We start from the raw sequence: 21423 nt of genomic DNA on the forward strand, positions 1-21423 counted from the left end.
CCCCTCGCCCCCTCCCTCCCGGGAACCCGCCCGGCCGTCGACGCCGACGCGCGACGACCCGGCCGCCGCCGACGCCGCTCCGCGCTCCTGCTGAGCCTCCTCCTCGCGGTCTGCGCCCTCTCGGTGATCGCACCCCTCTGGGTGACCGTGACGATGGCGTTCAAGACCACCGCCCAGGCGGTCGACGGGAACGCCTTCTCGCTGCCGGCGCCCTTCTCGGTCGACGGCTTCGTGCAGGCCTGGAACCTCACCGACTTCCCGCGCGGCTTCGCGATCTCGGTCCTCGTCTCGGCGATCACGGTAGGCGGCACCATCGTCCTCGCCGCGCTCGCCGCCTACGCGATCTCCCGCAACTGGCACCGCCGCTTCTACCGCTGGTCGTTCTTCTACCTGCTCGCGGCGATGTTCCTGCCGTTCCCGGTGCTCGCCCTCTCGCAGGTGTCCCTCACCGGCCTCGCCGGACTCGACAACCCGATCGGCGTCGCGATCCTGCACATCATGTTCCAGCTCTCGTTCAGCGTGATGCTGTTCACAGCGTTCCTCCGCTCCCTCCCCGAAGAGCTGGAGGAGAGCGCCCGCCTCGACGGAGCGACCACCAACCAGGTCTTCTGGCGACTGGTGTTCCCCCTGCTGGCACCGATGAGCGCCACCGTCGGCATCTTCGCCTTCCTCGCCTCCTGGAACGACTTCATGATGCCGTCACTGATCACCTCCGACCCGTCGCTCCAGACGCTCCCCGTGCTGCAGAAGATCTTCCAGACCCAGTTCAGCAACGACTACAACGTCGCCTTCGCGTCCTACCTGATGGCGATGGCCCCGGCGGTCATCGTGTACCTGTTCACGCAGCGATGGGTGATGTCCGGCCTCACCCAAGGCGCCATCAAATAGGGCCCGCGGGTCTCGGGGCGGCCGTCTGCGGCGTTGTCGTCGGTCGCCGTAGCTCCGCTACGCCTCCCTCCTCGGCCTTGCAGACGACCACCCCGAGACCCGCGGGCTCGACTCCGGGAGGCGAGGGTGCCGTGCTGCGCACGAGCCGGCCCCGAACATGCTGGTCGAGTAGCCCCGGAGGGGCGTATCGAGACCCACCGTGACCGGACACGCGGCCTCGGAGCAGCAGCCCTGGCGGAGGTGGATCTCGATACGCCCGCTGAGCGGGCTACTCGATCAGCATGAACGCGACGGCTGACCCATCAGCAAGAACCAGACCACAGACCACGACGAACGGAAGGACACCCGTGACGGACACGGTACTCAGCAGGAGCGGCACGACCGAGGATGCGCTGTGGTGGCGGCAGGCGGCGGTGTACCAGATCTACCCGCGCAGCTTCGCGGACGCGAACGGGGACGGGATCGGCGATCTCGCGGGGATCATCGAGCGGATCCCGTACCTGCGGGAGCTCGGGATCGACGCGGTGTGGCTGAGCCCGTTCTACCCGTCGGCACTCGCCGACGGCGGGTACGACGTGGCCGACTACCGCGACGTCGACCCGCGGATCGGCACGCTCGCCGAGTTCGACGAGATGACGGCCCGCCTGCACGACGCGGGGATCCGGGTGGTGGTCGACATCGTGCCGAACCACTCCTCCGACCTGCACCCCTGGTTCCAGGAGGCGCTCGCCTCCCCGAAGGGCTCGCCCGAACGCGAGCGCTACGTGTTCCGCGACGGGCTCGGCGCCGACGGCTCGGAGCCGCCGAGCGACTGGGAGTCCGTCTTCGGCGGATCGGCCTGGGAGCCGGTCGGCGACGGGCAGTGGTACCTGCACCTGTTCGCCCGGGAGCAGCCCGACTGGAACTGGGCGAACCGCGAGATCCGCGACGACTTCCTCCGCACCCTCGCCTTCTGGGCCGACCGCGGCGTGGACGGCTTCCGGATCGACGTGGCGCACTCCCTGGTGAAGGACCTGACGCTCCCGCTCGCCCCCGCGCCGGAGATCGAGGGGCAGCGCACCGACGGATCGCACCCCTTCTGGGACCGCGACGAGGTGCACGAGGTCTACGCCGAGTGGCGCGCCCTCTTCGACTCCTACGACCCGCCCCGCACCGCGGTGGCGGAGGCATGGGTCGACGCCTCGCGCCGCGCCCGCTACGCGAGCCCGGAGGGACTCGGCCAGGCGTTCAACTTCGACCTGCTCGAGGCCGACCTCGACGCGGAGGAGTTCCGCCGGTTGATCACCTCCAACCTCGAGCTCGCCGCGGAGTCCGGCTCGTCGACCACCTGGGTGCTCTCGAACCACGACGTGGTCCGGCACGCGACGCGCTACGGACTTCCGCCCCGCCGCGGCGCCGGCACCGCCCCGGCCAGGCAGTGGCTGCTGAGCGCAGGAGCGGAGCCGGTCCTCGACCGCGAGAGGGGCCTGCGACGCGCCCGCGCGGCGACCCTGCTCCTGCTGGCTCTGCCCGGCTCCGCCTACCTCTACCAGGGCGAGGAGCTGGGCCTGCACGAGGTCGCCGGGATCCCCGACGCCGACCGGCAGGACCCGACCTTCTTCCGCAGCGGCGGCGTCGACGTCGGCCGCGACGGCTGCCGCGTCCCGCTGCCGTGGGAGTCCACCGGGACCTCGCTGGGCTTCGGCCCGGGCGGCGCGCACCTGCCCCAGCCCGCATGGTTCGCCGACTCCTCCGTGGAGGCGGAGGAGCTGTCCGAGGGCTCGACGCTCGCGCTCTACCGCCGGGCGCTGGCGCTCCGGCAGGAACTGCAGACGGAGGAGCACCTGGAATGGCGGGGGGACGGGGCCGACGTCGTCGACTTCAGCCGCCCGAACGGCTGGCGCTCCGTGACGAACCTGGGGGCGGAGCCGGTCGAGCTGCCCGAGGGCGAGCTGCTGCTCGCGAGCGTCCCGATGGCGGGCCGCCTGCTCCCGCCGGACGCCACCGCCTGGCTCCGCTGACGACAGAGGGCCTGGAACGAGGAAGGCGCCCCCGCCCGAGGATCCGTGGATCCTGCGGGAGGGGGCGCCTTCCTCGTGCGACGCGGGTCAGTGCGTGGAGGGGTCCTGCTCGACCTCGGTGCGGTCGCCGGACCACAGCGTGTGGAAGGTGCCCTCCTTGTCGACGCGCTTGTAGGTGTGCGCTCCGAAGAAGTCGCGCTGGCCCTGCACGAGAGCGGCCGGGAGGCGCTTCGAGGCGAGCGAGTCGTAGTACGACAGCGCGGCGCCGAAGCCGGGGATCGGCACGCCCGAGAGCGCGGCGGTCGAGACGATGCGGCGCCAGGCGGCCTCGCCGTTCGCGACGGCCTCGGCGAAGTACGGGTCCTCGAGGAGGGTCGTGATGCCGGCGTTCTCGTCGTAGGCGTCGACGATGCGGTTGAGGAACTGGGCGCGGATGATGCAGCCCGCGCGCCAGATCTTGGCGACCGCTCCCTTGTCGATCTCCCAGCCGTACTTCTCGGCTCCGGCGATGATCGCGTCGAAGCCCTGCGAATAGGCGACGACCTTGGAGGCGTAGAGCGCGGCGCGCACGTCGTCCTCGAAGCCCTCGTACTTCTCGACCGGGGTCGGGCGCGAGGTGACGCGGGCCTGCACGGCCTCGCGCTGCTCGGGGTGGGAGGACACGGCACGGGCGAAGACGGCCTCGGCGATGCCGCCGACGGGGACGCCGAGGTCGAGCGCGTTCTGCACGGTCCAGACGCCGGTGCCCTTCGAGCCGGCCTGGTCGAGGACGACGTCGATGAAGGGGTTCCCGGTGTCGGCGTCGACCTGGCGGAGCACCTCGGCGGTGATCTCGATGAGGTACGACTCGAGGTCCCCCTTGTTCCAGGCGTCGAAGACCTCGGCGATCGCGGCGGGCTCGTGTCCGCCGACGGTGCGGAGCAGGTCGTACGCCTCGGCGATGAGCTGCATGTCGGCGTACTCGATGCCGTTGTGGATCATCTTGACGAAGTGGCCGGCGCCGTCGGTGCCGATATGGGTGACGCAGGGCTCGCCCTCGGCGACCGCGGCGATCGACGAGAGGATCGGGCCGAGGGTCTTGTAGGACTCGACCGAGCCCCCGGGCATGATCGACGGGCCCTTGAGCGCGCCCTCCTCGCCGCCGGAGATGCCGGTGCCGACGAAGTGGATGCCGGTCTCGCGGACGGCCTTCTCGCGGCGGATGGTGTCGGTGAAGAGCGCGTTGCCGCCGTCGACGATGATGTCGCCGGGCTCGAAGACCTTCGTCAGCTGCTCGATCACGGCGTCGGTGCCGCGGCCGGCCTGGACCATGATGATCGCGGTGCGCGGGGTGGCGAGCGAGGCGGCGAAGTCCTCGATGGTCTCGGAGGCGACGAAGCCCGCCTCCGGGTGCTCCGTGATGAGGGTCTCGGTGCGTCCGTAGGAGCGGTTGAACACCGCGACCGTGTTGCCCTCGCGGCTGGCGAGGTTGCGGGCGAGGTTCGAGCCCATCACCGCCAGACCGACGACTCCGATGTTGGCTGTGGCGGTGGGCTTGTCAGACACGGTTCTCCTCGACGTTCGCGTTCAGGGGCGAGCCCAGGCTATCGCCGGGGCGCCGCCGGGAGCCCGGGTCGGAGCCGTCTCCCGGCTGCACATCGGTCGCCCGGCGCGCGCACGCTCTTGCGCGCTGCCACGGCGCGTCCGGGGAGCCGGTCAGGCGCCGTGCCCGAGGGGGACGCGCTCCGAGGGGATCGGCGGCGGCGGGGGAGTGCCGTCGCCGAACGGGCGGCCGCCGAGCTCCTCGCGGCGCGAGGGGACGAGCCAGCCGGAGAGGTCCGGGCCCTTGGGGACGACGCCGGTCGGATTGATGTCCCGCTGCACCTCGTAGTAGTGCGACTTGATGTGGGCGAAGTCGATCGTGTCGCCGAACCCCGGGGTGGCGAACAGGTCGCGCGCGTAGCCCCAGAGCGCGGGCATCGCCGACAGCAGGTTCCGGTTGGCCTTGAAGTGGCTGTAGTAGACGGCGTCGAAGCGGGCGAGCGTCGTGAAGAGCCGCACGTCCGCCTCGGTGATGGTGTCGCCGACCAGGTAGCGGCGGGTGCTCAGCCGCTCCTCCAGCCAGTCCAGCCGCGCCCAGAGGCGGTCGTAGGCCCGGTCGTAGGAGCGCTGCGACCCGGCGAAGCCGCACTTGTAGACGCCGTTGTTCACGTCGTGGAAGACCAGCTCGGCGATCTCGTCGATCTCCTCGCGGTGCTCCTCGGGATAGAGGTCGGGAGCGCCGTCGCGGTGGAACGCGGTCCACTCGGTGGAGAAGTCGAGCGTCATCACCGGGTAGTCGTTGGTGACGACCTGGCCGCTCGGGATGTCCACGAGGGCCGGGACGGTGATCCCGCGCGGGTAGTCGGGGAACCGGGCGAAGAACGCGTCCTGGAGGCGGGGGATGCCCAGCACCGGGTCGACGCCGCCCGGGTCGAGGTCGAAGGTCCAGCTGCGCTTGTCGTGGGTCGGCCCGCAGATGCCCATCGAGAGGGCGTCCTCGAGTCCGAGCAGGCGGCGCACGATCACGGCGCGGTTCGCCCACGGGCAGGCGCGGGACACCACGAGGCGGTAGCGCCCCGCCTCCACCGGGTACCCGTCGCGGCCGTCGGCGGTGATCCGCGTCGGGATGTAGTTCGTGTCGCGGTGGAAGCCGTTCTTCTCGACGTAGGAGCCGAAGTCGTCGCTCGTCATACCCGCACGGTAGGCGGTCCGCCTGGACGTCCGGCGGCGGGAGCGCCTGCTGGCGGGCGGCCGCGATGCCGGGTAGGATCGGCAGCTGAACTTCGGCGAGGGATGCACGTGCATCCGTGATCGACGCGGTGGAAGCAGGCGAGGCCCCCACGGGGCGCCACGGACTTCTCCTCACGCTGACATGCGTTCGAGTCGACAAACCGTCCGTGGCCGCAGGCCACGACCCGATCCGGTGGCGTGCGCGCCGCCCAAGGAGAACATCATGGCTGAACTGACCAACAAGGTCGTCGTCGAGGTCCGCACCTCGTTCGGCAAGGGCGCCGCCCGCAAGATCCGCGCGCAGGACAAGATCCCCGCGGTCCTCTACGGCCACGGCACCGAGCCCCAGCACCTCACCCTCCCGGGCCACCAGGTGCTCCTGCTCACCCGCAAGGCGAACGCGATCCTCGAGCTCGACATCGAGGGCGCCGCGCAGACGACGCTGGTGAAGGACATCCAGCGCGACCCGGTGCGCCAGATCATCGAGCACATCGACCTCGTCGTCATCAACAAGGGCGAGAAGGTCGAGGTGGACATCCCCGTGCACGTCGAGGGCGACGCCGCTCCCGGCACCCTCGTCTCGATCGAGTCGAACACCCTCTCGCTCGAGGTCGACGCCACCCGCATCCCGCAGAACATCGTCGTCTCCGTCGAGGGCCTCGAGGCCGGCACGCAGATCACCGCCGCCGACGTCACGCTCCCCGAGGGCGCCACGCTGGTCACCGATGCCGAGGTGCTCATCGTCAACGTCACCGCCGAGGTCGAGCAGGACCTGGGCGAGGACGACGAGACCCCGGCCTCGGGCGACGTCGTCGCCGAGACCGCGGAGTAGTCCGCGCCACCCCGGGAACGGGCCCGCTCGCAGCCGCGGCGGGCCCGTTCCGCGTCCGGCGGGGGAGTCCCTCCGCCGCCCCCGAGGAAGAGGAACGACATGGGTGACACCTGGCTGGTCGTCGGACTGGGCAACCCGGGCGCGCAGTACGCGCGCAACCGGCACAACGTCGGCCAGATGGTGCTCGACGAGCTCGCGACGCGCATCGGCGGCTCGTTCCGCCGGCACAACCGCGCCAACGCCGTGGTCGCCGAGGGATTCCTCCGCCCGGGCGGGCCGAAGCTCGTGCTGGGCAGGCCCAACAGCTTCATGAACCTCTCCGGCGGGCCGACCGCGCAGCTGCTCGACTTCTACTCGATCGAGCCGGCGCACCTGATCGTCGTGCACGACGAGCTCGACATCCCGTTCGACACCCTGCGCCTCAAGCAGGGCGGCGGTCACGGAGGGCACAACGGCATCCGCGACATCCTCTCGGCGACCGGAGGAGCCGAGTTCCTGCGCGTGCGGGTCGGCATCGGCCGCCCGCCGGGCCGCCAGCAGGCCGCCGACTTCGTGCTGAAGGACTTCGCCGGCCCGGAGCGCGAGGCGCTCCCGATCCTGGTCTCGGACGCCGCCGACGCCGTCGAGCTCATCGCCGACTCCGGCCTCTCCGCCGCCCAGCTGAAGTTCCACACCAGCGCCTGACCCCTCCACTGAGGGAACCCTGAACCGTCGAGGGAGCCCGCAGTTCCAGGTTCCCTCGACGGTTCAGGGTTCCCTCGGCGGTCGGTGCGCGGGGCGGCCGTAAACTGGACCGGTGCCCCTCAACGAGATCATCTCGGCGCTGTCGCGCGCCTCCACGTTCGACGATGCTCTCGCGTACGCGGTGCGGGACGCCGACTTCTCGGTGGCCGACGGCCTCCGGGTCCCCCTGCTCGCGGGCCTGATCGAGAGGCGCGCGGAAGCGGGGCGTCCGCAGGCGGCGCTGGTGGTCACGGCCACGGGCCGCGACTCCGAGAACGTGCGCGCCTCCCTCGGCTGCATGCTGCCGGACGCGGACGTCGTCGAGTTCCCCGCGTGGGAGACGCTGCCGCACGAGCGCCTCAGCCCGAGCGCCGAGATCGTGGGGCGGCGCCTGGACGCGCTGCGGCGGATGAAGCAGTGGTCGGGCGAGCGGCCCCTCGTGGTGGTCGCCTCCGTGCGTGCGGCACTGCAGCCGGTCGCCGACAACCTCGCCGACATCGAGCCGATCCGACTCGTGAAGGGCGCCCGCGGCTACGACCTCGGCCGCATCTCGGCCGAGCTGGTCGATCTGGCGTACGCCCGGGTCGACATGGTCACGCGCCGCGGCGAGTTCGCCGTGCGCGGCGGCATCCTCGACGTCTTCCCCGCGGTGGCCGAGCACCCGAGCCGGGTGGACTTCTTCGGCGACGAGGTCGACTCCATCCGCGGCTTCTCCGTGGCCGATCAGCGCTCGCTCCCGGGCGAGGCCGACTCGGTGGTCCTCCCGCCGAGCCGCGAGCTGCTGCTGGTGCCCGCGGTGCGGCAGCGGGCGCGCGAGATGCTGCACGAGTTCCCGAGCCTGTCGGCGATGCTCGCCAAGATCGCCGAGGGCATCCCGGTCGAGGGGATGGAGTCGCTCGCCCCCGCGCTCCTGGAGCGGCTGGTCCCGATCTCGCACTACCTCCCCGAGGGGGCGGCCGTCGCGGTCCTCGCCCCCGAGCGCGTGGCGACGCGGGCGATCAGCCTCGCCGAGACGAACCGCGAGTTCCTCCAGGCGGCCTGGAGCGCGGCGACCGCCGGCGCCGAGGCCCCCATCGACCTCGCCTCGGGCGAGTTCATCTCGCTCGGCGCGCTCCGCGACTCCGTGAAGCTCAGCGCGCCGGGCGCCGACGCTCCCGACCACCCGTGGTGGACGATGAGCACGTTCCGCCAGGGCCCCGCCGCGGGCGAGGCCGAGGTGCTGCCGGAGGAGCTCGGGATCGACGAGATCCTCGCCGTCCGCGTGGAGGGCGAGCCGGTCCCCGGCTTCGGAGCGAGCGTCGAGGGCGCCCTCGCCCACGTCCGCGCGCGCCTGGCCGACGGCTGGACCGTGGTCCTGACCGCGCCCGGCATCGGCACGGTGGAGCGCACCGACCAGGTGCTCGCCGAGCACGAGGTCGCCGCCCGCATCGTCGCCGACCTGCCCGCCGGGCTCGAGACGGGCCTCGCCTACGTGGTCCAGGCCTCCGTCGACCACGGCTTCGAGGTGGAGGAGGCGAAGCTCGCGCTGCTCACCGACACGGAGTTCTACGGCCGCACCGTCGGCTACGACTCCCGGGCGGTCAAGAAGCTCGCGTCGCGCCGCAAGAACGTCGTCGACCCGCTGCAGCTCACCCCCGGCGACTTCGTGGTGCACGCCACCCACGGCATCGGCCGGTTCGTGGAGCTCTCGCAGCGCGAGGTCTCCAGCGGAGGCCGCAACGCGATCAAGACCCGGCGCGAGTACCTGGTGCTCGAGTACGCCCCCAGCAAGCGCGGCTTCCCCGGCGACAAGCTGCTCGTCCCCACGGACCAGCTCGACCTGCTCTCGCGCTACGTCGGGGGCGAGGCTCCGGCGCTGAGCAAGATGGGCGGGAGCGACTGGGCGCAGGCCAAGAGCAAGGCCCGCCGGGCGGTCCGCGACATCGCGGTCGAGCTCGTGAAGCTCTACTCCGCCCGGATGGCCTCCCGCGGGCACGCGTTCCCGCCGGACACTCCCTGGCAGCGCGAGCTGGAGGAGGCGTTCCCGTTCGCCGAGACCCCCGACCAGCTCACTGTCATCGACGAGGTCAAGGCCGACATGGAGCGGCCGATCCCGATGGACCGCCTGCTCTCGGGCGACGTCGGCTTCGGCAAGACCGAGGTCGCCGTGCGCGCCGCGTTCAAGGCGATCCAGGACGGCAAGCAGGTCGCGATGCTCGTGCCGACGACGCTGCTCGTCCGCCAGCACCTCGAGACGTTCCAGGAGCGCTTCGCCGGCTTCCCCGTCCACCTCCGGGCGCTCAGCCGGTTCCAGAGCGCGAAGGAGTCGAAGGAGACGATCGAGGGCCTGGCCGACGGCACCGTCGACATGGTCATCGCGACCCACCGGCTCCTCAGCGACAACATCGTCTTCAAGGACCTGGGCCTGCTCGTGATCGACGAGGAGCAGCGCTTCGGCGTCGAGCACAAGGACAAGCTCAAGGCGCTGAAGAAGAACGTCGACATCCTCTCGATGAGCGCCACGCCCATCCCGCGCACACTCGAGATGGCGGTGACCGGCATCCGCGAGATGTCGACCCTCGCGACCCCGCCGGAGGAGCGCCACCCGATCCTCACCTTCGTCGGCCCCTACTCCGAGAAGCAGGTCTCGGCCGCGATCCGCCGCGAGCTCCTGCGCGAGGGACAGGTGTTCTTCGTGCACAACCGCGTCTCGACGATCAACCGCGTCGCCTCGCAGCTCGCCGAGCTGGTGCCCGAGGCGCGCATCGCGGTCGCGCACGGCAAGCTCAGCGAGTCGCAGCTCGAGCGGATCATCGTCGACTTCTGGGAGCGCAAGTTCGACGTCCTCGTGTCGACGACCATCGTCGAGACCGGCCTCGACATCCCGAACGCCAACACGCTGATCGTCGACCGCGCCGACAAGTACGGGCTCTCGCAGCTGCACCAGCTGCGCGGGCGGGTCGGCCGCGGCCGCGAGCGCGCCTACGCCTACCTCCTCTACGACGAGACGAAGCCGCTGAGCGAGACCGCGCACGACCGGCTGCAGACCCTGGCCGCCAACTCGGACCTCGGCGGCGGCATGCAGATCGCGCTGAAGGACCTCGAGATCCGCGGCGCGGGCAACCTCCTCGGCGGCGAGCAGTCCGGGCACATCCAGGGCGTGGGCTTCGACCTGTACCTGCGGATGATCGGCGAGGCCGTCGACACCTTCCGCGGCGAGGTCGCCGAGGGGCAGACGGAGCTGCGGCTCGAGCTGCCCGTCGACGCGCGCATCCCGGAGGAGTACGTCGACAGCGAGCGTCTGCGCCTGGAGGCGTACCAGAAGCTGTCGGCCGCGTCCTCGCCGACGGCGAAGGAGGGGAGCATCGACCTCGTGGTCGAGGAGCTGACCGACCGCTACGGCGAGCTGCCCGAGGCGGTCGAGAACCTCATCCTGGTGTCGCGGCTGCGCATGCGCGCGCAGAAGGCGGGCCTCAGCGACGTGGTCGCGATGGGCTCGAACGTCCGCGTTACTCCCGCGCACCTGCCGGACTCGATCCAGGTGCGCCTGCGCCGGATGTACCCGACCGCGAAGTACCTGCAGCAGGCCGACGCGGTCGTGGTGCCGATGCCCGTGCTCGACGGCGTCCCGCTCGGCGACCGGGCGCTCATCCAGTGGGTCGCGTCGCTCCTGGACGCGCTGTTCCCGGAGCCGGTCACGGTCTGAGGTCCTCGGGGCGGCGCTCCCCGGTGGCGCGCCGCTCCGGTCGCCCTGCTCCGGTGGCCGGCGCCGCCGTGGGAGGGCCCGCTGGCAGGATGGAGGGCATGCCGCTCCTCGCCGCCCGACGTCCCCGCGAGCCGGAGCCGCTCGCCGGCCCGCTGGTCGCCGTCCGCGGTGTCGCGGTGCGCGCCTCGGGGGTCGAGCTGCTCGCCCCGTGCTCGCTCGAGGTGGAGGCGGGCGAACGCGTCGCGGTGACGGGCCGCAACGGCACCGGCAAGACCACGCTCCTGCGGGTGATCGCCGGCCTCACCACTCCGAGCGAGGGAGTCGTGACGGTGGCCGGGCGCGCCCCGGAGGAGCGCTCCGGCGCCCACCGCCGCGCCGTCGCCGCGCTGATCGGCACCCCGCCGTTCGAGCGGGACCTGACCCTCGAGGAGCACCTCGCGATGGTCGCCGTCTCGTGGGGCGCGCCGGTCGCCGACGCCCGCCGCGAGGCCGCGGCAGGTCTCGACGCGCTCGCGCTCGCTCCGCTCGCCCGCCGCTTCCCGCACGAGCTCTCCTCCGGGCAGACGCAGCTGTTCTCCCTCGCGCTCGTGCTGGCGCGGCCCTCCGCGGTGCTGCTGCTCGACGAGCCGGAGCAGCGGCTCGACGTCGATCGGGTGCCGCTGGTCGCGGAGGTCCTGCGGAGGGCAGCCGCGTCCCGGGCGCTCGTCGTCGCGACCCACAGTCCTGTGCTGATCGAGGGTCTGGGCGCGCGGGTCGTCGAGCTGGAGCGGGCGTGAGGCGCGCAGAGGGGGCCCGCGTCGCCGAGGTGCGGGCTCTGCACCGGGGCCGGGCCGCGGCTCCGCCGGCACCGCGCGCCTACGCCGGCTACCTCGTCGCGATGACCGTCCTCGTCGTCGTCCTCCCCGTCGCCCGGGCCCTCGCACTCCTCGCCGCCGAGGCGGGAGCCGCGCCGGAGCCGCTGGTCGCCCTCGCCGCGGGTCTCGCCCTGCCCGCCGCCGTGCTCCTGGGCCGGGTGCGCGGCCCCGCGGTGGGCGAGCCGCACACCACGGCAGTGCTGCTCGCGACCGACCTGCGCCGCTGGGCGGTCCTCCGTCGGCCCGTGGTCCGGGCGACGGCCGGTCTCGTGACGGTCTGCGCCGCCGTCGCCTCGCTCCTCGCCCTCACCGCCTCCGCGCCGCTCCTCCCGGCCGTCGCCGGCGGCGCCGCGTTCGCCGGCCTCCTCGCCGTCGCCTGGCTCGCCGGCCAGTGCCTGCCCTCCCGCCTGCCCGCGCTCGCAGCGGGCCTCCTCGCCTCTCTCGCGGTCCTCGGGTCCCTCCTGCCCGGTGCGCCCACGCCGGGCGGCCTCCTCGCCTCGGCCGTGAGCGGCGCGGAGGAGGTGCGCGCCGCGATCGTGCTGCTGACGTCGGCCGCGGTGCTCCTGGCCGCGGCGCCCCGCCTGCTCGACGCCGCGCGGGGTCCGCTGCTCCTCGCCCAGGCCCGGCAGTGGTCGGCCGCCGCCCGGCTCGGAGCGACGGGCGATCTCGCCGAGTCGCTCGACGGGTACCGCGCGCTCCCGGGGATCGGGCGCGGTCTCCGAGCCGTCCGCCTCTCCCCGTTCGCCTTCGCCGTCCCGGTGCGCGACGCGATCGGCGCGCTGCGCACCCCCGGCCGCTCGGCGGTCGCGGTGATCGCACTGGTCGCGGCGGGGGCCGCCGCCGTGCTCGCCGCGGTCGTGCCGTCCTCCCTCCTCGTGCTCCCGGCCGCCGCGGCGGGCGTGCTCGCCTACCTCGGCGCCGGCGTCTGGAGCGACGGCTTCCGGCACGCCGCGGCGACCGCGGGGCAGCCGGCGATCCTGGCGCCCGGGCCCGTCGAGCTGCTGCTCCTGCACGCCGTCCTCCCGCTGGTGCTCGCGGTCGCACTGGCGGCGCTCGGCGCGGTCCTCGCCTCGCTGCTGCTCCCGGGCGCGGCGCTGCCGGTGGCCGTCGCTACGGCCGTGGCCGCCGTCTCCGCTCGCGCCATGGACGCGACCCGGGGTCCGCTGCCGCCGCAGCTGCTCGGTCCGGTGCCGCTCCCGATCGGCGACGGCGCGGGAGCCGTGGTGGTGCTCTGGAACCTGGCGGGCGCGCTGGTCAGCGCCTCGACCGCGGTGGCCGTCGCGGCGACGCCCGGGCTCCTCGCCGAGGTGCCGCTCGTCGCCGGCGGGTGCCTCCTCGTCGCGCGGCGGCGTCTTGCGCGGGCCTGAGGCTCCCGGGCACCCGCCCCGCCCGGATGTCCGCGGAGGCGGCCGGACCGGATGCGAGGATGGCGGGGTGACCGCGCATCCCCGGCTCGACGAGCTCATCCGCACCGTCCACGTCCTCCGCGCCCCGGGCGGCTGTCCGTGGGACGCCGAGCAGACCCACGAGTCGCTCGTGCGCTACCTGATCGAGGAGTCGCACGAGCTCGTCGACGCCATCGAGGCGGGGGACCGGGCCGACCTGATCGAGGAGCTCGGCGACGTCCTCTACCAGGTCCTCTTCCACGCCGACCTCGCCGCCGAGAGCGCCGAGCCCTTCACCATCGAGGACGTCGCGGCGCACATGAACGCCAAGATGATCGGCCGCCACCCGCACGTCTTCGGCGACGCGACGGCCGAGACGGCCGACGACGTCATCGCGGTGTGGGACGAGCTCAAGCGGACCGAGAAGCCGCACCGCACGAGCGTGCTCGACGGGATCCCGCAGGGAATGCCGGCCCTCGCGCTCGCCGACAAGGTGATCGGCAAGGCGACCTCGCTGGGCGTCGTGGACGCCGGCCAGGGCCCGCTGCCCATCGAGTCGGAGGAGGACCTCGGCCCGCTGCTGCTGGCCATCGTCGCCTCCGCGCGCGCCCACGGGCTCGACGCCGAGCGTGCGCTCCGCGCGGCGACGCGCGACCTCCAGGACGAGATCCGCGCAGTGGAGCAGGAGCGGCGCGCGGACTGAGGCGCCGCCGACCCGCCCCGGCCGATCTGGGAGAATCGCCGTCATGGCCTCCCCGATCACCCCGCCCCGCGGCATGCGCGACTTCCTCCCCGCCGACAAGGCGAAGCGCGAGCACGCGCTCGGCGTCATCCGCCGCGTGTACGCCTCCCACGGGTTCGACGAGATCGAGACGCCCGTGGTCGAGGACTTCGACCGCCTCCACTCCGGCCTCGGCGGCGACAACGAGAAGCTCGCCTTCAGCGTGCTGCGCCGCGGGCTCACCCGCGACGACCTCGCGGCGGCCGACGACGCCTCCGCCCTCGCCGACCTCGGCCTGCGCTTCGACCTCACGGTGCCTCTCGCCCGCTTCTACGCCTCGCACCGCGCCGAGCTGCCGGCCGTCTTCCGGTCGGTGCAGATCGCGCCGGTCTGGCGCGCCGAGCGCCCGCAGAAGGGGCGGTACCGCCAGTTCGTGCAGTGCGACATCGACATCATCGGCGAGCCCGGGCAGCTGGCCGAGGTCGAGCTCATCACGGCGACCGCGGCGGCGCTCGACGCCCTGGGCCTCGAGGACTGCACCATCCGGATCAACGACCGCCGCATCCTCACCGGCATCCTCGAGCACTGCGGCTTCGCCCCCGAGCGCTTCGGCCCGGCCCTGATCTCGATCGACAAGCTCGACAAGATCGGCGCCGCCGGGGTCGTCGCCGAGCTCGAGGCCGACGGGCCGGACGCGGCCGCGGTCCTCGGCGGCTACCTCGCGCGGATCGAGCAGGCGGTCGCCGCCGGGGGAGTGGCGCTCGAGCAGTCCGCGATCCTCGACGTGCTGCCCGAGGGCGTCGACCCGGAGGCGGTGCTCGCGCTCGAGACCCTGGCCCGGTCGCTGCGCTCGCTGCCCGCCGGCGTCTCGCTCCGCTTCGACCCGACGCTCGTGCGGGGGATGGGCTATTACACGGGCACGATCTTCGAGATCGCGCACCCGTCCTCGGGCTCCTCGGTCGGCGGAGGCGGGCGGTACGACGGGATGATCGGCCGCTTCCTCGGTCAGGACGTGCCGGCCTGCGGCTTCTCGATCGGCTTCGAGCGGATCGTCGAGCTGATCGGCGGTGCCGTCGTCGAGCGCCCCGACGCCGTCGTCCTCGTGCACGAGCGCGACGCGGCGCCCGAGGTGCTGCTCGCGCTCAAGCAGGAGCTCATCGCGCAGGGCTCGCGCGTGCGCCTCGAGCGCCGGGCGAAGAACCTCACCCCGCTGCTCGACCGCGCTGCCGCCGCGGGCTTCACGCGCTTCGCCCTCGTTCCACGCGGCGCCGCCTCCGCCGCCGACCTCTCCTTCAAGGACCTCGGCTGAGCGGCGCCGGCTGAGCGGCGCCGGCGGCTGAGCTGGGCCGGCGGCTTCGGATGAGCGGAACCTGACGCCGACGCCGACGCCGACGCCGACGCCGTACCCGCGGGCGGGCGGGGCGATACCGGGGCCTGTCCGTCGGGGCTGAACAGGGTCTCAGACGATCCGTCAGGAGATCACCCTGGTCTGGTCGGATCCTTGTCGGATCCGTGAGAGCCTTAATACCCGCGAAATCTGCGGACACACCCGAGAAATCTCCCCCGGATAGCGTCGAGGCACCCGATCGGCGCGGCTTGGCGCGCCTGCACGGGCACCCCGTCGCGACCCCGCGCACCGCACCGCAGCAGCCCTGACGATCCCCACCCGAGGAGTCCCCTTGACCCTGTCGCCCCTCCGCTCCCTTCCGGCCTTCGACCGCCGCAGCCTCCTCCGCCTGGCGGGCGTCGCCGGCCTCGCGATCGGCGGCGCCTCCGTCCTCGCCTCCTGCGCCTCCGACTCCTCCGGGGCGTCCGCCGCGGACGGCGGCGACCTCGGCACCCTCAAGGTCCAGCTCTCCTGGATCAAGAACGAGGAGTTCGCGGGCGAGTTCTTCGCCGACTCGAAGGGCTACTTCACCGAGGCCGGCCTCGCGGGAGTGACGCTCACCCCCGGCCCCTCGACCGGCGTGGCCGAGCTGCTCTCGGGCAGCGCCGACGTCGCGCTCAGCGACGCCGTCTCGATCGGCACCGCGATCGCCCAGCAGGAGGCCCCGCTCAAGATCATCGGCGCGACCTACCAGAAGAACCCCTTCACGGTCCTCTCGATCAAGACCGCCGGCAACATCGCCACTCCGGCCGACCTCGCCGGGAAGAAGATCGGCGTCCAGGCCTCGAACACCTCCCTGTTCCAGGCGCTGCTCGCCGCGAACGGCCTCTCCGAGTCCGACCTCACGGTCGTCCCCGTGGAGTACGACCCCTCCGTCCTCGTCAACGGCACCGTCGACGGCTTCATCGCCTACCTGACGAACGAGGCCATCACGGTCGCGGCCGAGGGCTACGAGGTCGTCAACCTGCCCTTCGCCGACAACGGCCTCCCCTTCGTCGCCGAGACCTTCTCGGTGTCGGAGCAGGCGATCGCCGAGAAGCGCGACGCTCTGAAGGCGTTCCTCGTCGCCGAGATCAAGGGCTGGACCGACGCGGTCAACGACCCGGAGGCGGGCGCGATGCTGGCCGTCGAGAACTACGGCAAGGACCTCGGCCTCAACGAGGAGTCCTCCAAGAAGGGCGCCACCATCCAGGCCGAGGAGCTGGTCGTCTCGGACGAGACGGTCTCGAACGGCCTCTTCACCATCTCCGAGACGCTGCAGTCCGAGACCATCGCGTCCCTCGCGGGCGCCGGGATCGACGTCACGGCCGAGGACCTCTTCGATCTGACCCTCCTCGACGAGGTCTACGAGGAGAACCCCGAGCTGATGAAGTACGCGGCCTGATCCTGATCCACGAAGGGCACCACTCGTGACCGACACGACCGACGCCGGCACCCTGCGCGACCAGGGTGCCGGCGGCACCGGCATCCAGATCCACGGCCTGTCGAAGACGTTCCGGATGGGCTCGCGCAGCGTCGCGGCGCTGCAGGACACCGATCTCCACACCGACCAGGGCAGCTTCCTCGCCCTGCTCGGCCCGTCGGGGTGCGGCAAGTCGACCATCCTGCGCATCCTCGCGGGGCTGGAGGAGCCGACGTCCGGCTCCATCCGCGTCGACGGCCGCACCCCCCAGGAGCTGCGCCGCGACAACAAGCTCGGCATCGCCTTCCAGGACCACGCGCTCCTGCCGTGGCGCAGCGTCATGGCGAACATCCGCCTGCCGTTCGAGATCGCGGGCAAGGGCGTCGACCAGTCCTACATCGACGAGCTGATCGACCTCGTCGGACTCCGCGGCTTCGAGAAGGCCAAGCCGGCTCAGCTCTCGGGCGGCATGCGGCAGCGCGTGTCGATCGCGCGGTGCCTGATCCTCAAGCCCGAGGTCCTGCTGCTCGACGAGCCGTTCGGCGCCCTCGACGACATGACGCGGCAGAAGCTCAATCTCGAGCTGCTGCGGATCTGGACCGAGAAGCCCGCCACGACGCTCCTCGTCACGCACGGCATCTCGGAGGCGATCTTCCTGTCGGACCGCGTCGCGGTGATGAGCCCGCGCCCGGGACGGGTGAAGGAGATCATCGACATCGACCTCCCCCGCCCGCGCACCCCCGAGATGCAGCGCACTCCCGAGTTCCACGCTTACGTCGACCAGGCCTCCGAGCTGCTGTTCGGCGACGGCGGCGCGGCCGCGGACGACCGCGTCCAGGAGTGACCGTGGCCACCACGCTCCCCGCGGCCCCGCGCCGCACCCTGTCCCTCCCTCCGTGGCTCACCGGGCTGATCGGCGTCGCCGCGATCGTCGCCGTCTGGTGGATCGTGGCGCTCGTCACCGCGCCCACCGGCACCGCGACCTACGCGCCCGTCCCCACTCCCGTGCAGGTCGTGCAGACCGCGATGGAGGACGGCCTCGGCTTCTACTGGCGCAACTTCTCCGTCACGATCGGCGAGGCGGCGGTCGGCTACTTCTGGGGCAACCTCCTCGCGCTCGTGCTCTCGGCGCTCGTGCTGGTCCTGCCCTGGCTGGAGGGGGTCGTCTCGCAGCTCGCGGTCATCACCTACTGCGTGCCGATCGTCGCGATCGGAGCGATCGTGCTGCTGATCCTGGGTGGCGCGGACGCTCCCGGGAAGGCGAGCGCGACGGCGATCTTCCTGGCCGGCCTCTCGGTGTTCTTCACCACGGTCGTCGGCAGCCTCCTCGGGCTGAAGGCGGCCGACAAGGCGGCGCTCGACGTCGTCACGGTCTACGGCGGCTCGCGCTTCACCCAGCTGCGCAAGGTCCGCCTGATCGCGGCCCTGCCCAACATCCTGTCGGCGCTGCAGATCGCGGTGCCCGCGGCCTTCCTCGGCGCGATCCTCGGCGAGTACTTCGGCAAGATCGAGACGGGCGTGGGCCCGATCCTGGTCGCGGCGCAGGTCTCGCTGAACTCGCCCCGCGTCTGGGCGCTCTTCCTCCTCTGCGCGGGCGTCGCGCTCCTCGGCTACGGCATCGTCGGACTGATCGGGCGCCTCATCGCGCCCTGGTCCTCCGGAAAGCGGGCATGACCATGACGACCACCGTCCCCGACCGCACGGAGCAGTCCACGGCCACCTCGATCCTCGCGGTCGACGAGCTGCGGCGCCAGCTGCGCACGGCCGCCCTCGGCGCGACCCTCAAGAGCCTGCGCAAGAGCCTGCTCGTCGCCCTCTCGACGATCGTGATCGTGCTGGCGATCTGGATCGGCGTGGTCCTCTTCAGCGGGGTCTCGCCCTACGTGGTCAAGGGCCCGTGGGACGTCTGGCAGCACCTGGTCACCGACGCGAAGGCGGCGGAGCACCGCGCCGAGCTGGGCGGGCTCTTCGCCGTGACCATGGGCGACGCGCTGATCGGCTTCGCGGCCGGCCTGGTCGTGGCGATCCTCGGCGCGATCCTGTTCCGCCTGTCCAAGGGCATCGAGCACGCGCTGATGCCGTTCGCGATGCTCCTGCGGTCGGTGCCGCTGATCGCGATGGCGCCGCTGATCATCCTCGTCTTCGGGACCGGCTCGATCGCCTCGGTCGCGGTGATCGGCGGGATCGTCGTCCTGTTCCCCGCGCTGGTGACGATCGCCTTCGGCCTCAACAACGCCTCCCCGCAGATGCTCGACGTGGTCGCGGTCTACGGAGGCAGCACCCTCACCGCGATCCGCAAGGTCGCCATCCCCGGCTCGCTGCCCTCGCTCTTCGCCGCGATCCGCATCTCGGTGCCCGGAGCGATCACGGGCGCGCTGCTCGCCGAGTGGCTCTCGACCGGCTCGGGCATCGGCGGGGCGATCAACGCCTGGTCCGCCCAGGCCCGCTTCGCGGACGTCTGGTCGGCGGTCGTGCTGGTCACCGGCGTCTCGCTCGTGCTCTACATGCTCGTGCAGGTGCTCGAGACCTTCGTCCTCTCCCGGATGTCCCTCTCCCTGAGCTGACGCCGGCTCCTCCGCTCTCCGCTCCCTCCTCCTCCATCTCGCGGACGGGAGGAGAGGCGGGAAGGGGCAGGGGAGCGGAGCGACGGGGCCGGGTCAGACGGTGACGATCGCGTCGACGATGTGGCCGGCCAGCACCTCGCGGCCGCCGAGCCCGTCGAGCTCCATGACCACCGCGATCCCCTCGAGGCTCCACCCTGCGCGCTCGATCAGGCGGCGGCTCGCGTCGAGCGTGCCCCCGGTCGCCAGCACGTCGTCGACCAGCAGCAGGCGCGAGCCGCGAGGCGCCGCGTCCTCGTGCACCTCGAGCATCGTCTCGCCGTACTCGAGGGTCGCCTTCTCGCGGAGCACGGCCCGCGGCAGCTTGCCGGGCTTGCGGATGGTCACGACGCCGAGCCCGGCCGAATAGGCGGCCGCCGCGGCGAGCAGGAACCCGCGCGCCTCCACGCCCGCGATCGCGTCGATCCGGCCGCGGTAGGGCTCGATCAGCGCGTCGGCCACCGCCCGCAGGGCCTCGCCGTCGCCGAAGACCGGCGTGAGATCGCGGAACAGGATGCCCGGGCTCGGGAAGTCCGGGACGACGGCGGTCAGACGGTCGACGTGGTCGGCGGCGGTCGTGGTCACGGGGAACCTCCGGGTCGGCGGGTGCGCCCGGGCCGTCCGGCGATCGGGCCCTGGGAGTCTACGACCGGCCGCGGTCTCCTGCGCTTCGGAGGCGGTCAGTAGACTCCTTCCCGACCGCTCCCGGCTCCGGGAGCCCATCCGTCAAGAGGAGATAGTTGTGGCCCTTATCGAGGCAGTCGTCGCCCGAGAAATTCTGGACTCCCGTGGCAACCCCACGGTCGAGGTCGAGGTCCTGCTCGAGGACGGCGCGTCCTCGCGAGCGGCCGTCCCGTCCGGCGCCTCCACCGGCGCGTTCGAGGCGTACGAGCTCCGCGACGGCGACTCCGACCGCTACCTCGGCAAGGGCGTGCAGAAGGCCGTCGACGCCGTCATCGACGAGATCGGCCCGGCCATCGAGGGCTTCGACGCCACCGACCAGCGCCTCGTCGACGCCGAGCTGATCGAGCTCGACGGCACCGAGAACAAGTCCCGCCTGGGTGCGAACGCGATCCTCGGCGTCAGCCTCGCCGTGGCCAAGGCCGCCGCGCAGTCGTCCGACCTCGACCTGTTCCGGTACGTCGGCGGCCCGAACGCGCACACCCTGCCCGTGCCGCTGATGAACATCATCAACGGAGGCGCGCACGCCGACACCGGCGTCGACATCCAGGAGTTCATGGCCGTCCCGCTGGGCGCCGAGTCCTTCTCCGAGGGCCTGCGCTGGGGCGTCGAGATCTACCACGCGCTCAAGGCGCAGCTGAAGAAGGCCGGCTTCGCCACCGGCCTCGGCGACGAGGGCGGGTTCGCCCCCGACCTGCCCACCAACCGCGAGGCGCTCGACTTCATCCTCAAGGCCGTCGAGGCCGCGGGCTTCACCCCCGGGAAGGACATCGGGCTCGCGCTCGACGTCGCCTCCTCGGAGTTCTACGAGGACGGCGCCTACACGTTCGAGGGCAAGAAGCTCTCGGCCGAGGAGCTCTCCTCCTACTACGCCGACCTCGTCGCCAACTACCCGCTGGTCTCGATCGAGGACCCGCTGGACGAGGACGACTGGGCCGGCTGGACCCACCTCACCGCGGCCATCGGCGACAAGGTGCAGCTCGTCGGAGACGACCTGTACGTCACCAACCCGGTGCGCCTCGCCCGCGGCATCGCCGAGAAGGCCGGCAACTCGATCCTGGTCAAGGTGAACCAGATCGGCACGCTCACCGAGACGCTCGACGCCGTGGCCCTCGCCCAGCGCAACGGCATGACCGCGATCCTCTCGCACCGCTCCGGCGAGACCGAGGACACCACCATCGCCGACCTCGCGGTCGCGGTGGACGGCGGCCAGATCAAGACCGGCGCCCCGGCCCGCTCGGACCGCGTCGCGAAGTACAACCAGCTGCTGCGCATCGAGGAGATCCTGGGAGGTGCGGCGACCTACGCGGGTCGCTCCGCCTTCCCGCGCTTCTCCGCGTAGTCTCGGCACGCCGGACCGGCCCCGGAGCCCAGCACCTCGGTGCGGGCGCCGGGGCCGCTCCACTTCCCCCGCCGCGATCGAGGAGGCACCCGCCCATGGCCCGTCCGGCGTGCCGAGACTACGCGGAGAAGCGCGGGAAGGCGGAGCGACCCGCGTAGGTCGCCGCACCTCC

At 72.4% G+C, this 21423-nt stretch carries 17 protein-coding genes; 14 read left to right on the top strand and 3 right to left on the bottom strand.

The annotated features are described in order from the left end of the window. Together C5C24_RS15570 and C5C24_RS15575 are read left to right on the top strand one after the other, a co-directional pair. A partial coding sequence (locus tag C5C24_RS15570; protein WP_258065323.1) for a carbohydrate ABC transporter permease occupies nucleotides 1-888 on the top strand: 888 nt, incomplete at its 5' end. Between the two features lie 281 nt (nucleotides 889-1169). Beyond that, nucleotides 1170-2888 (top strand): alpha-amylase family glycosyl hydrolase, encoded by a 1719-nt coding sequence (locus C5C24_RS15575; RefSeq protein ID WP_104305404.1) that lies wholly within the window; start codon nucleotides 1170-1172, stop codon nucleotides 2886-2888. 87 nt (nucleotides 2889-2975) lie between these two features. Here C5C24_RS15575 and gndA read toward each other — a convergent pair whose 3' ends face one another. Both gndA and C5C24_RS15585 read right to left on the bottom strand, forming a co-directional pair. Continuing rightward, the gene (gene gndA / locus C5C24_RS15580; RefSeq protein WP_104276391.1) at nucleotides 2976-4433 is read right to left on the bottom strand and encodes an NADP-dependent phosphogluconate dehydrogenase; all 1458 of its coding nucleotides are present in this window, start codon (nucleotides 4431-4433) and stop codon (nucleotides 2976-2978) included. 150 nt (nucleotides 4434-4583) lie between these two features. After that, the gene (locus C5C24_RS15585; RefSeq protein WP_104276392.1) at nucleotides 4584-5600 is read right to left on the bottom strand and encodes a glutathione S-transferase family protein; all 1017 of its coding nucleotides are present in this window, start codon (nucleotides 5598-5600) and stop codon (nucleotides 4584-4586) included. 262 nt (nucleotides 5601-5862) lie between these two features. Here C5C24_RS15585 and C5C24_RS15590 point away from each other — a divergent pair, with 262 nt between their 5' ends. The 11 genes from C5C24_RS15590 to C5C24_RS15640 all read left to right on the top strand — a co-directional run bounded on the left by C5C24_RS15590 (nucleotide 5863) and on the right by C5C24_RS15640 (nucleotide 19192). After that, nucleotides 5863-6471, top strand: coding sequence for a 50S ribosomal protein L25/general stress protein Ctc (locus C5C24_RS15590; protein ID WP_104238997.1), 609 nt, complete (start codon nucleotides 5863-5865; stop codon nucleotides 6469-6471). Nucleotides 6472-6570: 99 nt separating this feature from the next. Then, complete coding sequence (gene pth, locus C5C24_RS15595; protein WP_104305405.1) at nucleotides 6571-7155, top strand: aminoacyl-tRNA hydrolase; 585 nt, start codon at nucleotides 6571-6573, stop codon at nucleotides 7153-7155. 112 nt (nucleotides 7156-7267) lie between these two features. Next, nucleotides 7268-10879 (top strand): transcription-repair coupling factor, encoded by a 3612-nt coding sequence (mfd, locus tag C5C24_RS15600; protein WP_104305406.1) that lies wholly within the window; start codon nucleotides 7268-7270, stop codon nucleotides 10877-10879. A gap of 98 nt (nucleotides 10880-10977) precedes the next feature. Beyond that, nucleotides 10978-11655 carry an ATP-binding cassette domain-containing protein gene (locus C5C24_RS15605; RefSeq protein WP_104305407.1) on the top strand — a complete coding sequence of 226 codons (678 nt, stop codon included), beginning with the start codon at nucleotides 10978-10980 and terminating at the stop codon, nucleotides 11653-11655. Continuing rightward, a complete protein-coding gene (locus C5C24_RS15610; RefSeq protein WP_104305408.1) occupies nucleotides 11652-13100 on the top strand; it encodes a hypothetical protein in 1449 nt (482 codons plus the stop codon). Before C5C24_RS15605 ends, C5C24_RS15610 begins: the two co-directional genes overlap by 4 nt. Before the next feature lie 67 nt (nucleotides 13101-13167). Further along, the gene (locus C5C24_RS15615; protein WP_104305409.1) at nucleotides 13168-13821 is read left to right on the top strand and encodes a MazG family protein; all 654 of its coding nucleotides are present in this window, start codon (nucleotides 13168-13170) and stop codon (nucleotides 13819-13821) included. A gap of 43 nt (nucleotides 13822-13864) precedes the next feature. Beyond that, a complete protein-coding gene (gene hisS, locus C5C24_RS15620; protein ID WP_104276398.1) occupies nucleotides 13865-15148 on the top strand; it encodes a histidine--tRNA ligase in 1284 nt (427 codons plus the stop codon). A 370-nt stretch (nucleotides 15149-15518) separates the two neighbouring features. Beyond that, a complete protein-coding gene (locus tag C5C24_RS15625) occupies nucleotides 15519-16610 on the top strand; it encodes an ABC transporter substrate-binding protein (protein WP_258059873.1) in 1092 nt (363 codons plus the stop codon). 115 nt (nucleotides 16611-16725) lie between these two features. Further along, complete coding sequence (locus C5C24_RS15630) at nucleotides 16726-17472, top strand: ABC transporter ATP-binding protein (RefSeq protein WP_104305412.1); 747 nt, start codon at nucleotides 16726-16728, stop codon at nucleotides 17470-17472. 2 nt (nucleotides 17473-17474) lie between these two features. Continuing rightward, on the top strand, nucleotides 17475-18302 hold the full coding sequence (locus C5C24_RS15635; RefSeq protein WP_258065327.1) for an ABC transporter permease: 828 nt from the start codon (nucleotides 17475-17477) through the stop codon (nucleotides 18300-18302). Next, nucleotides 18299-19192: an ABC transporter permease gene (locus C5C24_RS15640; protein WP_104280772.1), complete on the top strand. Its 894-nt coding sequence runs from the start codon at nucleotides 18299-18301 to the stop codon at nucleotides 19190-19192. The genes C5C24_RS15635 and C5C24_RS15640 overlap by 4 nt, the downstream gene beginning before the upstream one ends. Before the next feature lie 93 nt (nucleotides 19193-19285). Here C5C24_RS15640 and C5C24_RS15645 read toward each other — a convergent pair whose 3' ends face one another. Further along, nucleotides 19286-19813, bottom strand: a complete 528-nt coding sequence (locus tag C5C24_RS15645) for an adenine phosphoribosyltransferase (protein ID WP_258065328.1) — start codon at nucleotides 19811-19813, stop codon at nucleotides 19286-19288. A 157-nt stretch (nucleotides 19814-19970) separates the two neighbouring features. Between C5C24_RS15645 and eno the strand changes: the two genes are divergently transcribed. Beyond that, a complete protein-coding gene (eno, locus tag C5C24_RS15650) occupies nucleotides 19971-21251 on the top strand; it encodes a phosphopyruvate hydratase (RefSeq protein WP_104222361.1) in 1281 nt (426 codons plus the stop codon). Nucleotides 21252-21423 lie beyond the last annotated feature (172 nt).

Origin of the sequence: Rathayibacter sp. AY2B3 (assembly GCF_002931755.1) — a bacterium.
Classification (GTDB): Bacteria; Actinomycetota; Actinomycetes; order Actinomycetales; family Microbacteriaceae; genus Rathayibacter.